This is a genomic window from Leucobacter edaphi (assembly GCF_016522535.1).
Lineage (GTDB): Bacteria > Actinomycetota > Actinomycetes > Actinomycetales > Microbacteriaceae > Leucobacter > Leucobacter edaphi.
The window spans coordinates 12,581-30,021 of sequence record NZ_JAEHOI010000009.1; the positions used below are offsets into that span (position 1 = coordinate 12,581).

The 17,441-nt window shown below is 71.0% G+C and carries 13 protein-coding genes and 3 tRNA genes; 8 read left to right on the top strand and 8 right to left on the bottom strand.

The features are described 5' to 3' along the window. Positions 1 to 135: 135 nt before the first annotated feature. The 3 genes from serS to JD292_RS09230 all read left to right on the top strand — a co-directional run bounded on the left by serS (position 136) and on the right by JD292_RS09230 (position 2,795). Entirely contained in the window at positions 136 to 1,407 is a 1,272-nt protein-coding gene (gene serS, locus JD292_RS09220; RefSeq protein ID WP_200132465.1) for a serine--tRNA ligase, read from the top strand. Positions 1,408 to 1,419: 12 nt separating this feature from the next. Beyond that, positions 1,420 to 2,310 (top strand): HAD family hydrolase, encoded by an 891-nt coding sequence (locus tag JD292_RS09225; RefSeq protein ID WP_200132466.1) that lies wholly within the window; start codon positions 1,420 to 1,422, stop codon positions 2,308 to 2,310. A 394-nt stretch (positions 2,311 to 2,704) separates the two neighbouring features. Further along, a tRNA-Ser gene (locus JD292_RS09230) sits at positions 2,705 to 2,795 on the top strand. A gap of 62 nt (positions 2,796 to 2,857) precedes the next feature. On the opposite strand, the gene JD292_RS09235 is transcribed toward JD292_RS09230, so the two are convergent. Further along, positions 2,858 to 3,340, bottom strand: a complete 483-nt coding sequence (locus JD292_RS09235) for a hypothetical protein (RefSeq protein ID WP_369411217.1) — start codon at positions 3,338 to 3,340, stop codon at positions 2,858 to 2,860. 142 nt (positions 3,341 to 3,482) lie between these two features. On the opposite strand from JD292_RS09235, the gene JD292_RS09240 reads away from it, so the two are divergent. The 3 genes from JD292_RS09240 (at position 3,483) to JD292_RS09250 (ending at position 5,678) form a co-directional block, all read left to right on the top strand. Then, positions 3,483 to 3,554: transfer RNA gene (locus tag JD292_RS09240), tRNA-Thr, on the top strand. A 27-nt stretch (positions 3,555 to 3,581) separates the two neighbouring features. After that, a tRNA-Met gene (locus JD292_RS09245) sits at positions 3,582 to 3,658 on the top strand. A 520-nt stretch (positions 3,659 to 4,178) separates the two neighbouring features. Then, entirely contained in the window at positions 4,179 to 5,678 is a 1,500-nt protein-coding gene (locus JD292_RS09250; RefSeq protein WP_200132467.1) for an alanine/glycine:cation symporter family protein, read from the top strand. Positions 5,679 to 5,762: 84 nt separating this feature from the next. Here the strand turns inward: JD292_RS09250 and JD292_RS09255 are convergent, their stop codons facing one another. The 7 genes from JD292_RS09255 to hemE all read right to left on the bottom strand — a co-directional run bounded on the left by JD292_RS09255 (position 5,763) and on the right by hemE (position 15,119). After that, a complete protein-coding gene (locus JD292_RS09255) occupies positions 5,763 to 7,913 on the bottom strand; it encodes an acyltransferase family protein (protein WP_200132468.1) in 2,151 nt (716 codons plus the stop codon). A gap of 235 nt (positions 7,914 to 8,148) precedes the next feature. Then, on the bottom strand, positions 8,149 to 9,534 hold the full coding sequence (hemL, locus tag JD292_RS09260; protein ID WP_200132469.1) for a glutamate-1-semialdehyde 2,1-aminomutase: 1,386 nt from the start codon (positions 9,532 to 9,534) through the stop codon (positions 8,149 to 8,151). After that, complete coding sequence (hemB, locus tag JD292_RS09265; RefSeq protein WP_200132470.1) at positions 9,531 to 10,508, bottom strand: porphobilinogen synthase; 978 nt, start codon at positions 10,506 to 10,508, stop codon at positions 9,531 to 9,533. Before hemB ends, hemL begins: the two co-directional genes overlap by 4 nt. Positions 10,509 to 10,545: 37 nt before the next feature. After that, the gene (locus tag JD292_RS09270; RefSeq protein WP_200132471.1) at positions 10,546 to 11,343 is read right to left on the bottom strand and encodes a uroporphyrinogen-III synthase; all 798 of its coding nucleotides are present in this window, start codon (positions 11,341 to 11,343) and stop codon (positions 10,546 to 10,548) included. Further along, positions 11,340 to 12,404 (bottom strand): hydroxymethylbilane synthase, encoded by a 1,065-nt coding sequence (gene hemC / locus JD292_RS09275; protein ID WP_200132472.1) that lies wholly within the window; start codon positions 12,402 to 12,404, stop codon positions 11,340 to 11,342. The genes JD292_RS09270 and hemC overlap by 4 nt, the downstream gene beginning before the upstream one ends. Further along, on the bottom strand, positions 12,401 to 14,023 hold the full coding sequence (locus tag JD292_RS09280) for a protoporphyrinogen/coproporphyrinogen oxidase (RefSeq protein WP_200132473.1): 1,623 nt from the start codon (positions 14,021 to 14,023) through the stop codon (positions 12,401 to 12,403). Before JD292_RS09280 ends, hemC begins: the two co-directional genes overlap by 4 nt. Continuing rightward, on the bottom strand, positions 14,016 to 15,119 hold the full coding sequence (gene hemE / locus JD292_RS09285; protein ID WP_200132474.1) for a uroporphyrinogen decarboxylase: 1,104 nt from the start codon (positions 15,117 to 15,119) through the stop codon (positions 14,016 to 14,018). Before hemE ends, JD292_RS09280 begins: the two co-directional genes overlap by 8 nt. 115 nt (positions 15,120 to 15,234) lie before the next feature. Here hemE and JD292_RS09290 point away from each other — a divergent pair, with 115 nt between their 5' ends. Together JD292_RS09290 and JD292_RS09295 are read left to right on the top strand one after the other, a co-directional pair. After that, entirely contained in the window at positions 15,235 to 16,497 is a 1,263-nt protein-coding gene (locus JD292_RS09290) for a glutamyl-tRNA reductase (RefSeq protein WP_200132475.1), read from the top strand. 64 nt (positions 16,498 to 16,561) lie between these two features. Next, complete coding sequence (locus tag JD292_RS09295) at positions 16,562 to 17,419, top strand: class I SAM-dependent methyltransferase (protein WP_200132476.1); 858 nt, start codon at positions 16,562 to 16,564, stop codon at positions 17,417 to 17,419. Positions 17,420 to 17,441: the final 22 nt, after the last annotated feature.

Sequence of the window (17,441 nt, forward strand, 5' to 3'; positions counted from 1 at the left end):
AAAAACGGTGGGCTTTTGTTCGGCGTGCAGCGGTGCGAGGCGAGCGGCTGGTCCAAGCACCTCACGGCGGGCCGACCGGCCCGGCCGCGTCCAATCCGCCGCCCCCGCTCAGCCCGTCCCCGATAAGCTGGTGCGGTGATCGATCCAGTCCTCCTCCGCAACGATCCCGATGCCGTCAAGCGTTCGCAGCGCGCCCGTGGAAACGACGAGGCGGTGGTCGACGAGGCGCTCGCCGCAGACGCCGCCCGCCGGGCCGCGCTGACCGAGTACGAGACGCTGCGCGCCGAGCAGAACGAGTTCGGCAAGCGGGTGAAGACCGCTTCGCGCGAGGACAAGCCCGCGCTCATCGCGCAGGCGCAGGAACTCGCCGCTCAGGTCAAGGCCGCGGACGCCAGAGCCAAGGAGGCGGGCGAGCGGTTCGACGCCCTCGCGATGCGGATCGAGAACATCGTGATCGAGGGCGTGCCCTCCGGCGGCGAGGAGAACTTCGTCACCCTGCGCACCGTGGGGGAGAAGCCGACCTTCGAATTCGAGCCACGCGATCACCTGGAGCTCGGAGAGATGCTCGGCGCGATCGACATGGAGCGCGGCGCCAAGGTCTCCGGCGCGCGCTTCTACTTCCTGCGCGGCGTCGGCGCCCGGCTCGAACTCGCGCTCATGAACCTCGCGCTCGAACGCGCGCTCGCCCACGGCTTCATCCCGCTCATCACCCCGACGCTCGTGAAGCCCGAGATCATGCGCGGCACCGGCTTCCTCGGGGAGCACGCGGACGAGGTCTACAACCTCCCGGCCGACGACCTGTTCCTCACGGGCACGAGCGAGGTCGCCCTCGCCGGCTACCACTCCGACGAGATCATCGACATCGCCGACGGCCCGATCCGCTACGCCGGCTGGTCCACCTGCTACCGCCGCGAGGCCGGTTCGCACGGCAAGGACACCCGCGGGATCCTGCGCGTCCACCAGTTCAACAAGCTCGAAATGTTCGTCTACACGGACCCCGCCGACGCCGAGACCGAGCACGATCGCCTCGTCGCCTGGCAGGAGGAGATGCTCACCGCGCTCGGCCTGCACTACCGCGTGATCGACGTCGCCGCAGGCGACCTCGGATCCAGCGCCGCCCGCAAGTTCGACATTGAGGCCTGGGTGCCCACGCAGGACGCCTACCGCGAGCTCACCTCCACGAGCAACTGCACCACGTTCCAGTCGCGCCGCCTCGCCACCCGCTTCCGCACCGAATCCGGCAAGACGGCCCCGGTCGCGACCCTCAACGGCACTCTCGCGACCACGCGCTGGCTCGTCGCGATCCTGGAAACCCATCAGCAGGAGGACGGCAGCGTGCTCGTCCCCGAAGCGCTCCGCCCATTCCTCGGCGGGCTCGAGGTCCTGACCCCGGTCACGGACGGATAAGGAGGGATCGGAATGGCCCGCATCTCGTCAGAACAGGCGGATCGGCTTCCCGTTTCCGAACGGCACATCGTCGCGCTCGACATCGACGGGACCGTGCTCAGCCACGGCTTCGGCGGCGCGGGCGACGACGCGCTCGGCGGTCACATCGACCCCGATCTCGCGGAGGCGATCCGCGCCCTCTACCTCGCCGGCCATGAAATCGTGCTCTCGACCGGGCGATCCGTCGACGCGACGATCCCGATCGCCGAGCGCCTGCGCATCCGTCCCGAGTGGATGGTGGCCGCGAACGGGGCCGTCACGCTGAAGCGGGATCCCCTCGCCCATCGGGCCTACCGCCGCGAATACGTCGAGGCGTTCGACCCGAGCGACGCGCTCAAGAAGATCCGCACCCGGCTCGTCACGGCGAGCTTCGCGGTCGAACTCGCCGACGGCGGGTTCCTCTACACGCAGCCGATCCCCACTGGCACCCTCCCCTCGGAGCAGCGCCTCGTGCCCTTCGAGAAACTCCTCGGGGTGCAGGCCTCCCGCGTTGTCGTCGTTTCCCCCGATCACGACCTCGAAGAGTTCCTCGACGCTGTCTCGACGCTCGGGCTCACCCACGTCTCCTACGCCGTTGGGAATACCTCCTGGCTCGACATCGCACCCGACGGTGTCACCAAGGCGAGCGCCCTCGACGTGATCGCGAGCCGCATGGGCATCGACCGTAGCCGCGTCTTCGCCGCTGGCGACGGCCGCAACGACATCGACATGCTCCGGTGGGCCGGGCGCCACGGCGACTCCGCCGCGATGGGCCAGGCCGTACCCGAGGTGCAGGCCGCGGCGCGCCGCGTCACCGGCACGATCGAGGAGAACGGCCTGCTCGCGGCCCTGCGCGAGCGATTCCCCGAGGTGCTCGGGGCGTAACGGCGGTGCCGCCGCGGCCGCCCGGCGCCCGGTGCTGATCCGGGGCGGGCGGGCCTGGGGCCGCGCCCTGTTGGCGTTGTTGGCCGTGCCGGTTGTTGGGGCCGTGCCGCGTTGCGGGCCGCGTCGGCATTGCGGGCCGCGCCGGTTGTTGGGGCCGTGCCGTGCCCGGCCGGTCCGGTTCACAAAATAAGCGATGTGCGTTTAATAAGCCCAGAATCGCGGATTCGGGCTTATTAAACGCACATCGCTCAGTTATTGCACGCCCTGCCGCCCGAGGAGCGGGCGGCAGGGCAGAGGCACGCCCCGCGGCGAGAGGCGGCCGGGTAACCGCGTGTGTGCGGCGGCGGCGCCGGGGTGGAAGGCCCGCGCGCCCGGCTTTGCTAGGCTTCTCCGCGGAGGGTTGTCCGAGCGGCCGAAGGAACTTGTCTTGAAAACAAGCAGGCGGTAACCCCGTCTCAGGGGTTCAAATCCCCTACCCTCCGCCACGAATGCCCGGTCAGAAGCGAATTCTGGCCGGGCATCGTTCGTTCTCGGGCCGACCCGCTCGCTACGCCAGCGGGTGCGCGACCATGCCGCCCTCGCCGCCGCCGTCGAGTTCGTCCTCCTCGGGCTTCGGATCCCGCGCGTCCGCGTAGGCGAACGCGAGCGCCGCGACGATGATCGCGAACGCGATGATCCCGAGCGGGTTGCACAGGGCGATCGACATCTCCGCTGAGAACGCCGAACCGGAGGCGAGGCTCAGGATCGAGACGAGCTGCCCGCCCGCGAGGTCGGGCACGGTGAGGCCGAAGCCGATCGCGCACAACCAGGTGAGGACGGTGCTCGCGATCGTCGCCCGGCCAGTTCGCTTGCCGCGCGCGTGGGTGATCCGGATCCGTGCCCCGAGCCAGATGCTGAGCGCCGCGTAGATGAGCCCGATCGTCGGCGCATACCACCAGGTGAGCGATCCGCCGATGCCGAAAAGCCAGCGGCCCGCCGCCATCCACAGCGCGAGCACCACTCCGACGATCGCCACGATCCGGCCGTTCACGATTCCTCCTCAGCAGACAAAAACCCTGGCTTTCCCCGCCCACTGCGGCGAAACGCGAGGGCGTCCCGTACTAGCCAAGCAGATTTCGCATCGGGATGCGAAAAGTGCTACGCTCTAACGGTTGTCATCGAGAGATGGCCGCGCCCCGATAGCTCAGTGGTAGAGCACTTCCATGGTAAGGAAGGGGTCGCCAGTTCAATCCTGGCTCGGGGCTCTGACTCTGCCGGTTCGCCGGAAGTTTGGCTGAGTAGCTCAGCTGGTTAGAGCGCACGACTCATAATCGTGAGGTCGCGGGATCGAGCCCCGCCTCAGCTACCAGAGTCACTCAGAACCCCTGCCTCAGGTGGGGGTTCTGCTGTACGCGGCGGCTCCGCCGATCCGGACGGCCCGTGTGACTCCGGTGGACTCGTCGATCCGGAGGTTCCTCGGGATACCGCGCGGAAGCGCCCACACGCGGCCAGGCGGCCCAGTGTCGATCCGGGGAGCCCCGCAGCCGATCTGGCCGTCCAGCCGCCGATCTGGGAGCCCAGCCGCCGATCCGGATGCCCCGTGAGCGATCCGGATGCCCCGCGAGCGATCCCGCAGTCCCCGCCGCCGATCCGGCAGTCCCCGCCGCCGATCCGGCAGCGCCCCGGGTCCGACCCCGTGCGCGTTGCGACGGCCTGGGCCCCGCTCGCCGAGGGCCACCCGCTCGCCCTGGCGGACGCAGATTTGCGGCCGCGGTCCGGGCCGCGTTGGCGCCGTCAATGCGCGTTCCCGCCGCGCACGGAATATCATGTGATATGGTACATGGCGCAGAAGGAAACGCCCGACGACCAGTGCGCAAAGGAGCTCACTTTTGGAAGATATTCTCGCGTCCATCGGCACTATCAACACGTGGATCTGGAACCCGATGGCCTATCTGGCACTCGGGCTCGGCCTGTTCTACACCGTCTGGACCGGGGCGGTGCAGATCAGACACCTCCCGACGCTCGTCTCGGTGCTCCGGCAGAAAGCCGGGAGGGGGGAGGGCGAGATCTCAAGCTTCCAGGCGCTCATGCTCACCCTGTCCAGCCGGGTCGGCGTCGGCAACATCGCCGGCGTCGCGACCGCGATCGCCGCGGGCGGCCCCGGAGCGCTCTTCTGGATGGTCGTCATGGCGCTGCTCGGCGGCGCAACCGCCTTCGCAGAGTCAACGCTCGCTCAGATCTACAAGCGTCGCGTCGGCGGCGAGTACCGCGGCGGCATCCCGTACTACATCGAGAAGGGCCTCGGGCAGAAGTGGCTGGCCGTCATCTCCGCGTGCGCCACGCTGGCACTGTACGCCGCGCTTGCCCCCGGCGTGCAGAGCTACAACATCGCAAACAGCGTGAAAGTCGGCTTCAACCTCCCCGAGTGGATCACGGGTATCGGCGTCACGGCGCTGTTCGCGCTCGTGATCATGGGCGGGACCAAGCGGATCGCGGCCGTCGCTGACAAGGTTGTTCCGGTCATGGCGATCGGGTACATCCTGATGGCGATCGTGATCATCGGCGTCAACATCCAGAAGGTGCCCGAGGTCTTCTCGCTCATCTTCCAGAGCGCCTTCGGGGTGCACCAGGTCTTCGGCGGCATCGTCGGCGCGGCGATCGCGTGGGGTGTGCGTCGCGCGGTGTTCTCGAACGTCGCCGGTGTCGGCGAGGGAACGTACGCGTCCGCGGCCGCGGCCGTCTCCCACCCGGCGAAGCAGGGCGTTGTGCAGGCGTTCTCCGTGTACATCGACACCGTGCTCGTGTGCTCGGCGACCGGGATCATGATCCTCATGACCGGGGCGTACAACGTGATCCCCGAGCAGGGACCGAAGCTGACCGAGAACCTCCCCGGTGTCGAGGCGGGCACGGCGTTCACGCAGTCGGCGATCGAGACGATCCTTCCCGGCTTCGGTCCGGGTTTCGTGGCGGTCGCGCTCTTCCTGTTCGCGTTCACGACGCTGATCGCGTTCAACTACATCGCGAGCTCCGCGGCGGCATACCTGATCCCCGAGCGGGTGCTCCCCGCGGTGATGCGCGGCGTGCAGGTGATCATGCTCGTCATGGTGTTCCTCGGTGCGATCGCACCAGCGGATCTCATCTGGGGCCTCGGCGATATCGGGTACGGGACGCTCGGGTGGATCAACATGATCTGCATCCTGCTGCTCGCTCCCGTGGTCCGGAAGACGCTCAAGGATTACGACCGGCAGCGCAAGCTCGGCCTCGACCCGGTGTTCGATCCGATCAGCCTCGGGATCAGGGGAACGGAGGCCTGGGATATGCGAACCCCGACCGCGAGCATTCAGATCGCGATGGACTTCAACGCGGAGGTGGAACGCACCCGAAGGTGACCGCGGACTGATCGGTCGAGGGGCCTGGGCGCGCGGCGTCCGGGCCCCTCGTGCGTGCGTGTGCGAGGCGGGTGAGCCCGAGACTCACCCCTGGAGCAGCGGGGTGAGCTCCCGGGCGAACCACGGTGCAAGGCTCGTGCTGTAGGCCCCGGTGAGGTGGTTGTCGTCGGTGTAGGTGACGAGGCCGCCCTCGATGAGGTGGCAGGTGCCGCCGGGGCACACCATCTTCCGCGGCTCGATGACGGGAAGCTGCTGGCTCTTGGCCGCGGAGGTGAGCCAGTCGGAGGGGCGCTGATCCTTCCAGCGGCAGGCGTCATCCTGAGGGCCGGCGATGGTGAGGCAGGCGGGGCCGGTCTGCTGGGATCCGTTGGCGGTTGGAACGCCGACGACCGGGACATCGCCGAGCACGATCACCTGCTTCCCCGACTCCTTGAGCTGGGTCAGCATGGCGGGGCCGAGTTTTGCCCCGCTGTCGTAGCCGGGGCTCGTCCGCAGGCCGACGATGACCGCGTCGATCGAGCGATCCGAAACGACACGATCCACGAGCTGCTTGCCCCACTCGAGACAGCGGGTCTGATCCGCGTTCAGGCCCCCGTTCCGGTCCGGATCCGGCGCGATCTGGCAGCCGGAGCGGCTCTCGAGGCGCAGCCGCCAGTCGTGCTCCGCGGCGACGCGCTGGATCGGGGCGAAGACGTGCTCGGCGTGCGAATCCCCGATCACGATCACGTTTTTCGTCTTGCCAGGGAAGTCGCAGCTGCGCTCGGTCCCGTTCGCGGCGTTCTTCTGCGAGCAGTGCGGCTTCCCGGTCTTGCCGCTGAACCAGAGCCACGGCTCGTCGGCCTGCGCCGTGGCGGGGTTGATGGTCGCGGTCCACTCGAACGGCTTCTCGCAGTCGTTCAGGATCGCGCCGGCGCCGAGGCAGCGGTGCTGCTTCCCGCCAGCGAGCTGTTCCTCGATCGCGGCCTGCTGCTCGCGGATCTGAGCGGCGACGGCCTGAGACTGCGTCACGACGACGGTCAGCATCGCGATCATCGCGATCGCGAGCAGGGAGAACGTGACCCTCGTGCTCTGCAGCGCGCCCGGGCCGCGACGGATGGGATCCTCCACGTACTTCTTCGTGAGCCAGGCGAGCACCGCGGTCGCCGGGACCACGAACAGCGCGGTCTGCCAGTTGTTGAGCGGAGCGTGGAAGAGCGCGGGGGCCATCACGATGAGCGGCCAGTGCCAGAGGTAGATGGAGTACGAGAGGTCGCCTGTGAGCTGGACGAAGCGGGGGTGCATGAGCCGCTGCGGGGAGAGCCCGGCATCGGTGTCGCCGACGACGAGCAGGATCGCCGTCGCTACGACCGGAATCAGCGCGATTGATCCGGGGAACGGGGATCCGGCCCCGAGGAGGAGCGCGGAGAGCAGGATCGCCGCGAGCGCGGCCCAGCTGAGGCCAGCGTGCAGTATCCGCCCGAGCTTCAGCGCGGGGAAGAGCGCCGCGATCCCGCCGACCGCGAACTCCCATCCGCGCGTCGTCGTAATGAAGTAGGCAGAGGGCTGCGAGCGAGCCGTCTCGAAGATGGAGAACGCGAGCGACAGGGCGAAGACGGCGATCAGGGCGACCGCCACGGCGGTGCGCCGGTGGTGGACATTCAGAGTGCGTCCGCGGCGGCCCGCGACCCGGGCGGCGAGGAGCAGCGCGAGCACGATGATGATCGGCCAGACCAGGTAGAACTGCTCCTCGACGGAGAGCGACCAGTAGTGCTGCACGATCGACGGCTGGTTGGTCGAGCCGAGGTAGTCGACCGAGTCGGCGGCGAGACGCCAGTTGAGGAGGTAGGTGGTGGCGAAGCCGATCTCGGTGAGGCTGCGGCCGCGAGTGATCGCCGGGAGCAACGTGAGCACGGCGACGAGGGACACGGCGAGCACGAGCATCGCCGCAGGGATCAGGCGGAGGACGCGCCGCGCCCAGAACCTCGCCAGGCGAATTTTCCCCGTCGCCTCGACCTCCCGGAGCAGATGGGCGGTGATGAGGAACCCCGAGATGACGAAGAACACGTCGACGCCGATATAGCCGCCGGTGAGGCGCTTCGGGAACAGGTGGAACAGCACGACGAGGACCACCGCGAGCGCTCGCAGCCCCTGCACGTCGAGACGGATGCCCCGGGCGCTGCGGGGCGACCCGGGCGTCTGGGCCGTCCGGGACGCCTGGCCGCTGCTCACGGCCGTCTGCTGCGACGTTGCGGTCATCCCGGGCCTTCCTGCGGGGTCACGTGGCACCCGGGGCGCGGGTGCCACGGGTGGGAACAAGCACGAGACGATACCGCACTCGTGCGAAGCGTTCGCTGCGCTGTGTGCACACTACGCCGGACGCCTCAAGTATTCGGGGCATTCGACCGGTGTTGCGGTGAGCCGGCGCCGCCGGCCGCCGGATCCGCGGGCGCTCGCCGCCGAGCCCCCATGCGACGCGCACCCCCGGCGCAGGCTACCCCGCAGCGGGCGCCTCCGCCGCAGCCGCGGCTCGCGCCGCCGGACCGAGGGCCGCGAGCACGAGTTCCACGGCGAGGTCGTTGTGCGCAGCGGTCACGAACCAGGCCTCGAACGCGCTCGGCGGCAGGTTGACGCCCCGATCGAGCATGGCCTGGAAGAACGCCCGGTGCCGCCACGTCTCCTGACGCTGCATGTCGGCGTACCCCCTCGGTGCCTCGGAGAAATCACCGAAAATCGGGCTGAACAGGGTCCCGGCCCGCTGGATGCGGTGCGGCACGCCGGCGGAGGCGAGCGCATCGCCGAGGCCGTCGGCGATCGCGTCCGACACCAGGGAGAGGCGGGCGTACACCGCGTCGTCGGCGAGCGAGAGGGTGGTCAGCCCGGCCGCAACAGCGATCGGGTTCCCGGACAGGGTGCCCGCCTGGTAGACGGGGCCGAGCGGTGCCAGCAGGTCCATGATCTCGGCGCGGCCACCGAGTGCCGCGAGCGGGAGGCCGCCGCCGACGACCTTGCCGAAGGTGAAGAGGTCCGGCGTGACCCCGTCGCTGATCAGGTCCGGATCCTGAGCAGCCTCGATACCCCAGTAGCCGCCGGCGCTCGCGCGGAAGCCCGTGAGCACCTCGTCGAGGATCACGAGCGCTCCGTGGGAGTGGGCGAGCTCGATCATCGCGCGCGTGAACCCGGGCGCCGGCGGCAGCACGCCCATGTTCGCGGCGGCAGCCTCGGCGATGATACCGGCGATCCGATCGCCGTGCTCGGCGAAAACTGCGCGCAGCGCGTCGAGGTCGTTGTACGGCACGACCAAGGTCTGCGCCGCGGTCTCGGCGGTCACTCCCGCGGAGCCGGGGAGCGCGAGCGTTGCGAGCCCCGATCCGGCCTCGGCGAGCAGGCCGTCCGAGTGCCCGTGGTAGTGGCCCGCGAACTTCACGAGCAGCGGGCGGCCCGTCGCGCCCCTGGCGAGACGGATCGCGGTCATGGTCGCCTCCGTGCCGGTGGAGACGAGGCGAACCCGCTCCACGAGCGGCACGCGCTCGATGATCGCCTCGGCGAGCTCGGCCTCCTGCGGGACGGACGCGCCGAAGCCGAGGCCGTGCGTTGCGGCGAAGCGCACGGCCGCGACGACGTCGGGATGGGCGTGCCCGAGCAGCGCGGGGCCCCACGAGGCGACGAGGTCGACGTAGTTGTTGCCGTCGGCATCCGTGACGTACGGGCCGGATCCCGAGACGAGGAAGCGAGGCGTGCCACCGACGGATCCATATGCCCTGACCGGGGAATTCACTCCGCCGGGAATCACGCGCGCCGCGCGGGCCGCAAGGTCCCGGCTGACGGTCGTCGGCCGGGAGCCCGGCCGCTCGCCCGCAGCGAAGGCCGCGGCGCTCATCGGAGCCACCCCGCGAGCTCGATGGCGAAGTAGCTCAGGATCGCATCGGCTCCGGCGCGCTTGATGCTGACGATGGACTCCTCAATCGCGCGGCGACGATCGATCCAGCCGTTCGCGGCCGCGGCCTCGATCATGGCGGCCTCACCAGACACCTGGTAGGCCCACACGGGCACCGGGCTGATCGATGCGACGTCGGAGAGCACGTCGAGGTAGGACATCGCCGGCTTCACCATCACGATGTCGGCACCCTCGTCGAGATCGATGCTGGCCTCGCGGAGCCCCTCTCGCCGGTTCGCCGGATCCTGCTGATAGGTGCGGCGATCGCCGGTCAGTTCCGACTCGACGGCGTCCCGGAACGGGCCGTAGAACGCGGAGGCGTACTTCGCGGAGTAGGCGAGCACGGCGACCTCCTCGTGCCCGGCGAGGTCGAGCGCGTCGCGCACCGCGGCGACCTGCCCGTCCATCATGCCCGAGAGGCCCAGCACGGCCGAACCGGCGTCGGCCTGGGCGATCGCCATCGCACGATACCGGTCGACCGTCGCGTCGTTGTCGACGCCGCCGTCGGGATCGAGGACCCCGCAGTGCCCGTGATCCGTGAACTCGTCGAGGCAGAGATCGGTCTGGACGACGAGGGCGTCGCCGACCTCCTCGGCCACCGCGCGCGTGGCGACATTGAGGATCCCGTTCGGATCGTCCGCGGCGCTTCCGATCGCGTCGCGCCGCTCGGGAATGCCGAACAGCATGATCCCGCCGATCCCGGCCTCCGCGGCCGCGTTCGCGGTGCGGCGGAGCGAGTCGAGCGAGTGCTGCGGAGTGCCGGGCATCGAGACGATGTCGCGCGGAGCGTCGATCCCCTCGCGGACGAAGGCCGGGAGGATCAGCTCGGCGGGATGGAGCCGGGTCTCGGTGGCGAGACGGCGAAGCGCGGGGGTGCGGCGGAGGCGGCGCGGCCGAAGCGTGGGTGCGGGGGTCATAGGAGGCTTCCTGGTGTGGGGTGGGGGCGGCGGGGAGCTATGCGTGCTGAGGAGCATGGGGAGGGGTGCGGCGGGGCGACAGGAGCGCGTCTGCGGCATCGAGCATGCCGTCGACCGTGTGCTCCTCCGCGACCGCGTCGGGAAGGATGCCGAGCTCGTCGAGCGCGCGGGCGGTGGGTCCGCCGATCGCGATCACCGTCGTGAGCGGGGGCAGCGGGGCGAGGGTCGCTGCGAGCTCACGAGCGACGGAACCGCTGCTCACGAGCACGATGTCGACCTCGCGCGCCCGCTCGCGAGCGGCTCGTCGATCGGTGGCGGCTGGGACCGTGCGATACGCGGTGACGCGCTCGACCCGGTGCCCCGCAGCGGTGAGCCCGGACTCGACCGTGTCGTCGGCGATCTCGGAGGCCGGCAGCAGGACGAGGGACGGGGCGATCTCCGCGGCGCGGAACGCCTCAGCGAGTCCGTCGCCGGAGAAATCCGACGCGGGAGCGAGGTCGATCGGGAAGCCGTGGCGGCGCAGCTCCGCGGCGGTTGCCGGTCCGACGGCCGCGACGCGAGGCCGCTGCGATCCCGGACGGGAGGACGTGTGCGGGCGGGCCCCGGCCTCGGCGAAGGCGCTCGCACCGGTCGCGCTCGTGATCGCGACCCAGTCGTAGTCGCCACGGTTCCAGCGGGCAGCGGCCTCCGCGAGCGGGCCGGGGTCGCTGGGCGCTGCCGACTCGATGAGGGGGAGCACGAGCGGGGTCGCGCCCCGCGCGGTGACCGCGGCCGACCAGCGGTCGGCGGAGCTCCCGCCGCGCGGGATCAGGATGCTATTTCCGGCGAGACTCACTGTGGACCTCCGAGCGGGGCGAGCGCTGCTGCGCCCTGGTTGAGTAGATCGGCTGCGACCTCGCGACCGAGGTTGGCCGGCAAAGGACTTCCTGATCCCGGAGGCATTCCGGGAGAATCGGCGGCGGCTCCGCCGCTGGCGGTCCACGGAACAGAGGCCTCGGCCGTGAGCGACGCTGAACCGTCGAGTCGGTAGACGGTCGCCCGCAGCGACAGTCTCCCGTCGTCGGCGCTCGCCGCCGCGCCGACGGGGGCGGCGCAGCCGGCCTCGAGCGCGTTCAGCATCTCGCGCTCGGCGTTCGCGGTGGCGCGAGAGACGGGATCATCGAGCGCCGCGAGCGCAACGGAGACCCGCGTGTCCAGGAGATCCTCCTCGCGAACCTCGACCGCGAGGGCTCCCTGGCCGGCCGCCGTCGGGGCCTCCGCGAGCGAAAAGCGCTCGGAGATCGCCTCGCCGCGATCGATGCGATCGAGGCCCGCCGCGGCGAGGATCACCGCGTCGAGGTCGTTTTCGACGCGTGCGAGCCGGGTATCGACGTTGCCGCGCAGATCGACGACCTCGAGATCGGGGCGACGTGCCAGGACCTGCGCGGCGCGGCGCGGCGATCCGGTCCCCACGCGGGCACCGGGGGCGAGCGAGGCGAGCGTCTTCCCCGGCCGGGCGCAGAGCGCGTCGCGGGCGTCCGCGCGCGGCGGGATCGCCCCGAGCGCGATTCCGGGGCACGGCCCCGTGGGCAGATCCTTGAGGGAGTGCACGGCGAAGTCGCACTCGCCCGCGAGCAGCGCTTCGCGGAGCGCGCTCACGAAGACGCCCGTGCCGCCGAGCTGCGCGAGCGGGGCGCGCGAGATGTCGCCCTGTGTCCTGACGATGACGATCGCAACGTCGAGTCCCGTCGCGGCGGCGATTCCCTCCGCCACCGTCGTGGTCTGCGTGACCGCGAGCCGGCTCCCTCGGGTGGCGACCCTGAGCGTGGTCGGCGAGGCGGCGAGCGGCCCGTCGGACCGGAAGACCCGGCCGGGCTGCGTGTCGGAGACGGTGTCGATGGACGACGGGGTGGTCATGCGTGATGCTCCTGGTGTGGCGCCGGTGCGGCGCCGGCTGGGGTGGTGTGAGGCGAATCGGTTCGGTCGGTGGGTTCGGTGCGTGCTGAGAGCTGCGCAAAGAGGTCGCGCGCGGTGCGGCGCGCGTGCGGGATCGTGGCGGCGAGGCCGGTCCCGGCGACGGCATCGCCGGAGCGCAGCAGGCCGGCCGGCAGCTCAGCCGCCGATGCGGCGGGGGGAGCGGGCATTTCCCAGGTGCGGCGCGCGAAGTCGGTGACCTCGTCGGGTGAGAGGGGCACGCCGAGAATGAGCGCGGCGTCGCGGATGGCCTGCGCGCGGGCCGCATCGTCGTCGAGGGCGAGCGTGGCTGGCGCCTCGGAGCGGCGGCCGTAGGAGAGCCGGATCACGTGCTCGTCGACGCCGAGACTCCCTGCGCGATCGGGCCACTTCGCCGTGACGTGCGTGAGGGCTTTCGCCCGGATCTCGCCGCCGGGCGCAACGAGAGCGCCCGTGCCGCGGGGTGCTGCGGAGAGGGTGCGGGATGAGACGAGCAGCGCGATCACCTCGACGAGCTGCGGATCTTGATCGGCGGGTGTCGCCGCGGAATCCTCCGCTCGGAGCAGCGTGCGTGCCTGCCGCTCGGGAACCGCGAGGAGGACGCCGTCGAATGAACCGCAGCTTGCGGGACCGGCAGGAGTCGCGGTCTCGATCCGCCAGCCGGGCTGTGCGGGGTGGATGGCGTCGGCGTGGGACGGTGCCGGGTGAGCCGCTTCGGAGTGAGCCGATGCGGGGTGAGCTGCTGCGGGATGAGCCGCTGCGGGGCCGGGAGCCGCGTCAGTGGCGGCGTCGGAGGCGGGGACCGGGGTGTGCCCGGGAGCGTCCGCCGCGACCTCGGTGAGCGCCGTCACCGCTGCTCCGAGACGGAACGCGACCCCGAGACCTCGGAGTTCCGATTCGAGGGCGGCGACGAGGGGTGCCATCCCGCCGGGAAGCGCCCCGACGGCGCTGCCGGCTGCGCGCCCGCGGTCTCGAAGCCGGCGAGCGGCGCGGAGCAGCGATCCCTCCTCGGCGTATGCCGGTGCGAGCCCCGGAGCGGCCGACACGGGGAGGTCGGCCGGATCGCTCGAGTACACCCCGAGCGCGACGGGGCGCACGAGACGGTCGAGGACGCGACGTCCGAGGCGGGACTCGACGAGCTCCGCCAGGGAGGTCGCATCGCGCCCCACGCCCGAGTGGAGCAGCGGCTCCACCGCGGCGCGCAGCGCGCCAGCGAGCCCGAGCGCCCGGCGGCCCGCGGCGGAGAGCGGGGCGGCCGGAATGCCGAGCACGCCGGACTCTGGCATCGCGTAGGCGCGGCCACCGGCCACGCACCAGCTGCCGAGGGGCGCTGGGGTGCAGACCCGATCCGCGAGGCCGAGCTCGCCGAGATACTCGGCCACCGCGCCCGTGCGCGTTGCGAACGCCTCGGCGCCGATGTCGAACGCCCCGCTCCCCAGGGGCGCGGCGCGGAGTTTCCCGCCGAGACGATCCTCGGCCTCGAACACGACGACCTCGGCACCGGCCCGAGCGAGATCGCGGGCCGCGACGAGGCCGGCGATGCCGCCTCCGACGACCGCGATCCGGATCGGAGCATCAGGCATGGGCGAGTTCCACGATCCGGGTCAGCACGGTCGGATCCGCCGTCGGGGGTACCCCGTGGCCGAGATTCAGCACGTGACCGGGGGCGGAGGCGCCGCGGGCGATGACATCGCGAACGTGCGCCTCCAGGACGGCGGGAGGGGCGTCGAGGAACGCGGGGTCGATGTTGCCCTGCACCGGCGTGCGGTTGCCGAGCCTGGCGATCGCCTCGTCGAGCGGGGTCCGCCAGTCGACGCCAACGGCGACGGCCCCGGGCTCGCCCCCGACGAGCGCGATCTCCTCGAGCAGATGCCCCGATCCCACCGCGAAATGAATCGCCGGGACGGACCCGAGTACCGGCGCGAGAGCCGCGCGGGAGGCGGGGGCGACGCGCTCGCGGTAATCGGCGAGGCTCAGCGAGCCGGCCCACGAGTCGAACAGCTGCACGGCGCTCGCGCCCGCCTCGACCTGCGCCACGAGGAACGCCCCGCTCAGCTCGGCCGTCCACGCGAGGAGATCACGCCAGGCCTCGGGGTCGGAGTGCATGAGCGAACGCGCGCGCAGGTGATCCCGCGACGGGCCTCCCTCCACGAGATACGCCGCGATCGTGAACGGGGCGCCCGCGAAACCAATGAGGGGCGTCCCGCCCAGCTCCGCGATGCACTGGCCGACGGCCTCCGAGATGGGGCCGAGGCGCTCGCGGAGGCGCTCGACCGGGTGCTCGGCCCGCACGCGGGCCACGTCGGCCGCGGTGCGCACGGGCGTGGCGAAGACGGGGCCGCGGCCCGCGACGAGCTCGACGTCGAGTCCGGCGAGCAGCATCGGGACGACGATGTCGCTGAAGAAGACCGCGGCATCGACGCCGTGACGGCGGACGGGCTGCAGGGTGATCTCGGCGGCGAGCTCGGGGGTGAGGCACGCCTCGAGCATGGGCGTCTCCGCGCGCAGCGCCCGGTATTCGGGCAGTGACCGGCCCGCCTGGCGCATGAACCACACCGGCGGACGGTCGGGGCGATCGCCGCGAAGTGCCCGCACGAGCGGCGACGCGGCGGTACGACCGTCGTTCAGCGGGTGTTCATTTGAGAGGACCAGGGACGCGTTCTCGGTGTGAGTATTCATCGAGAAGGATGGTAGCTCATAGATCTGATGAGATAGATCAGATCTATGAGGTGTACTATTCCTGCGGCCGAATTCTTCCATTCTCGGTCGAACGACTGACGAGGATTTCTAGAGAATGCTCATTTGCCTGTCCGCGGACTACCGCAGAACCCCGATCCCGATCCTGGAGCAGCTCGAGCGTCGAACGCACGAGATCGCGCTGCAACTCGACGGGCGTGACGACGTGCGGGGATCCGTCGTGCTCGCGACCTGCAACCGCTTTGAAGCTTACGTTGAAGTTCCTGGTGGCTCGCGTGGAACCGCGGCGGCCGCGCTGCTCGCCGACCTCTCCTTCGTCGCGGGGATCGAGACGGAGACCCTCTCGGCCGGGCTCGGACGCTTCACCGACGAGGTCGCGGCCGAGCACCTGTTCGCCGTGGCGAGCGGGCTCGAGTCCGCGGCCGTCGGCGAGGGGGAGATCGCCGGTCAGGTGCGTCGCGCGCACTCAGACGCCCGCGAGGCCGGCCGCGTCACCCACCTGCTCGAGCGCCTCTTCCAGAGCGCGCACCGCGTGGCCCGAGATGTGAAGCACCGCACGGCGCTGCAGGGGGAGGGGCGCTCGCTCGTGCGGCTCGCGCTGCTCCTCGCCGAGCGCCGGATCGACTCCTGGCGGGACGCGCGCGTGCTCCTCGTCGGCACGGGCGCCTACGCCGGCGCGACCGTCGCGGCGCTCCGCGAGCGCGGCGCGAAACGAATCGCCGTGCACTCCCCGTCAGGCCGGGCGGCCGGGTTCGCCGACGCGCGCGGCATCGGGGCGGTCGCGCCCGACGGTTTCCCGGCTGCGCTCGCCTCGGCCGACCTGCTCATCGCGTGTAGCGCCGTGAAAGACCCCCTGATCACGCCCAAAGACCTCGCGGAGATTCCCGATCGATCGCGACTGTTCCTCGACCTCGGGATGCCCCGCAACATCGATCCGGACGTCACGGGAATCCTCGGCACCGAGCTCCTCGACATCGAGGCGATCTCCCGACACGCCCCGGTTCCCGAGCTCAGCGCGGAGGCCGAGGCCCGGCGTCTCGTGCGGGGCGCCGCGGAGGAATTCAGCGCGGACCGCGCCGAGCGGGAGGCCGTGCCCACGCTCGTCATTCTGCGAGAACACGTGCTCGGCATCCTCGAGGAGGAACTCTGCCGCGCACGCTCCCGGCGGCCGGGTGATCCGTCCGCCGCGGAGGGGGACCCGGAGAAGAGCCCCGATCCCGATGTTGAGAGCGCCCTCAGGCACTTCACCGGCCGGCTCCTCCACGAGCCGAGCGAGCGGATCCGGGCCCTCGGGCGCGCCGGCCGCGCGGAGGAGGCCCGCATCGCCGCGGAGGCGCTGTTCGGTCTCGAAGCGCGCTGAGGCGGGGGCGGCGCCCCCGCGGGATCGGGGATACTGGGCTCGTAAGCCGATGCGAAGGGGCGCAATGACCGAGAACACCGCCGCAGTTAACGCCGAGTATCTCGCGGCCAATCAGGCCAATTGGGATGAGCGCGCAACCCTGCACGCGGCTCGCTCCGGATCCGGCTACGCGACCGGCCGCTTCGTCGAGGACCCCGAGCTGCTCTCCGACGTGGTGCGCTTCGACCTGCCCCTGCTCGGGGACATCGCGGGATCGCGCGCCGTGCACCTGCAGTGCCACATCGGAACCGACACGCTCTCCCTGGCGCGGCTGGGCGCTCGCGTGACGGGCCTCGACTTCTCGGAGACGGCGATCGAGGAGGCCCGGAAGCTCGTCGCGGAATCGGGCGACGCGGTCGACTTCGTTCAGGCGGACGTGATGGCCGCACCCCACCGGCTTCCCGCGGGAAGCTTTGACCTGGTCTACACGGGAATCGGCGCGCTGTGCTGGCTTCCGGTGATCCGCGAGTGGGCGGCGGTCGTGGCGAAGCTCCTCGCACCGGGCGGCGTGCTGTTCCTGCGCGAGGGACACCCGATCCTGTGGGCGGTCGACGAGACCATCGCCGGCGAACCGCACCTCCGATTCCCCTACTTCGAGGCTGTCGAGCCGCTCGAGTGGGATGACGAGCAGAGCTACGTGTCGACCTCGGCGGCGCTCACCTCGACGCGCACCTACGAGTGGAATCACTCGCTCGGCGAGATCGTGACGGCCCTCATCGACGAGGGGCTCAGGATCGAGCTCCTCGTCGAGCACGACAGCGTGCCGTGGGAGGCGCTCCCCGGGCAGATGGAGCGCCGTGACGGCGGCGAGTGGGCGCTCGCGCGGCACGCGCAGTCGATGCCGCTGAGCTACACCCTGCGGGCCGTGAAACCCGCCGGGTGAATGGGCGGCGCTCCGGCTAGGC

Bases quoted from the DNA above. Each gene is read 5' to 3' on its own strand.
- JD292_RS09225 (WP_200132466.1), top strand. From the start codon at position 1,420: ATGGCCCGCATCTCGTCAGAACAGGCGGATCGGCTTCCCGTTTCCGAA.
- JD292_RS09255 (WP_200132468.1), bottom strand. From the start codon at position 7,913: ATGACCGCAACGTCGCAGCAGACGGCCGTGAGCAGCGGCCAGGCGTCC.
- hemL (WP_200132469.1), bottom strand. From the start codon at position 9,534: ATGAGCGCCGCGGCCTTCGCTGCGGGCGAGCGGCCGGGCTCCCGGCCG.
- hemB (WP_200132470.1), bottom strand. From the start codon at position 10,508: ATGACCCCCGCACCCACGCTTCGGCCGCGCCGCCTCCGCCGCACCCCC.
- hemC (WP_200132472.1), bottom strand. From the start codon at position 12,404: ATGACCACCCCGTCGTCCATCGACACCGTCTCCGACACGCAGCCCGGC.
- JD292_RS09280 (WP_200132473.1), bottom strand. From the start codon at position 14,023: ATGCCTGATGCTCCGATCCGGATCGCGGTCGTCGGAGGCGGCATCGCC.
- hemE (WP_200132474.1), bottom strand. From the start codon at position 15,119: ATGAATACTCACACCGAGAACGCGTCCCTGGTCCTCTCAAATGAACAC.
- JD292_RS09290 (WP_200132475.1), top strand. From the start codon at position 15,235: ATGCTCATTTGCCTGTCCGCGGACTACCGCAGAACCCCGATCCCGATC.
- JD292_RS09295 (WP_200132476.1), top strand. From the start codon at position 16,562: ATGACCGAGAACACCGCCGCAGTTAACGCCGAGTATCTCGCGGCCAAT.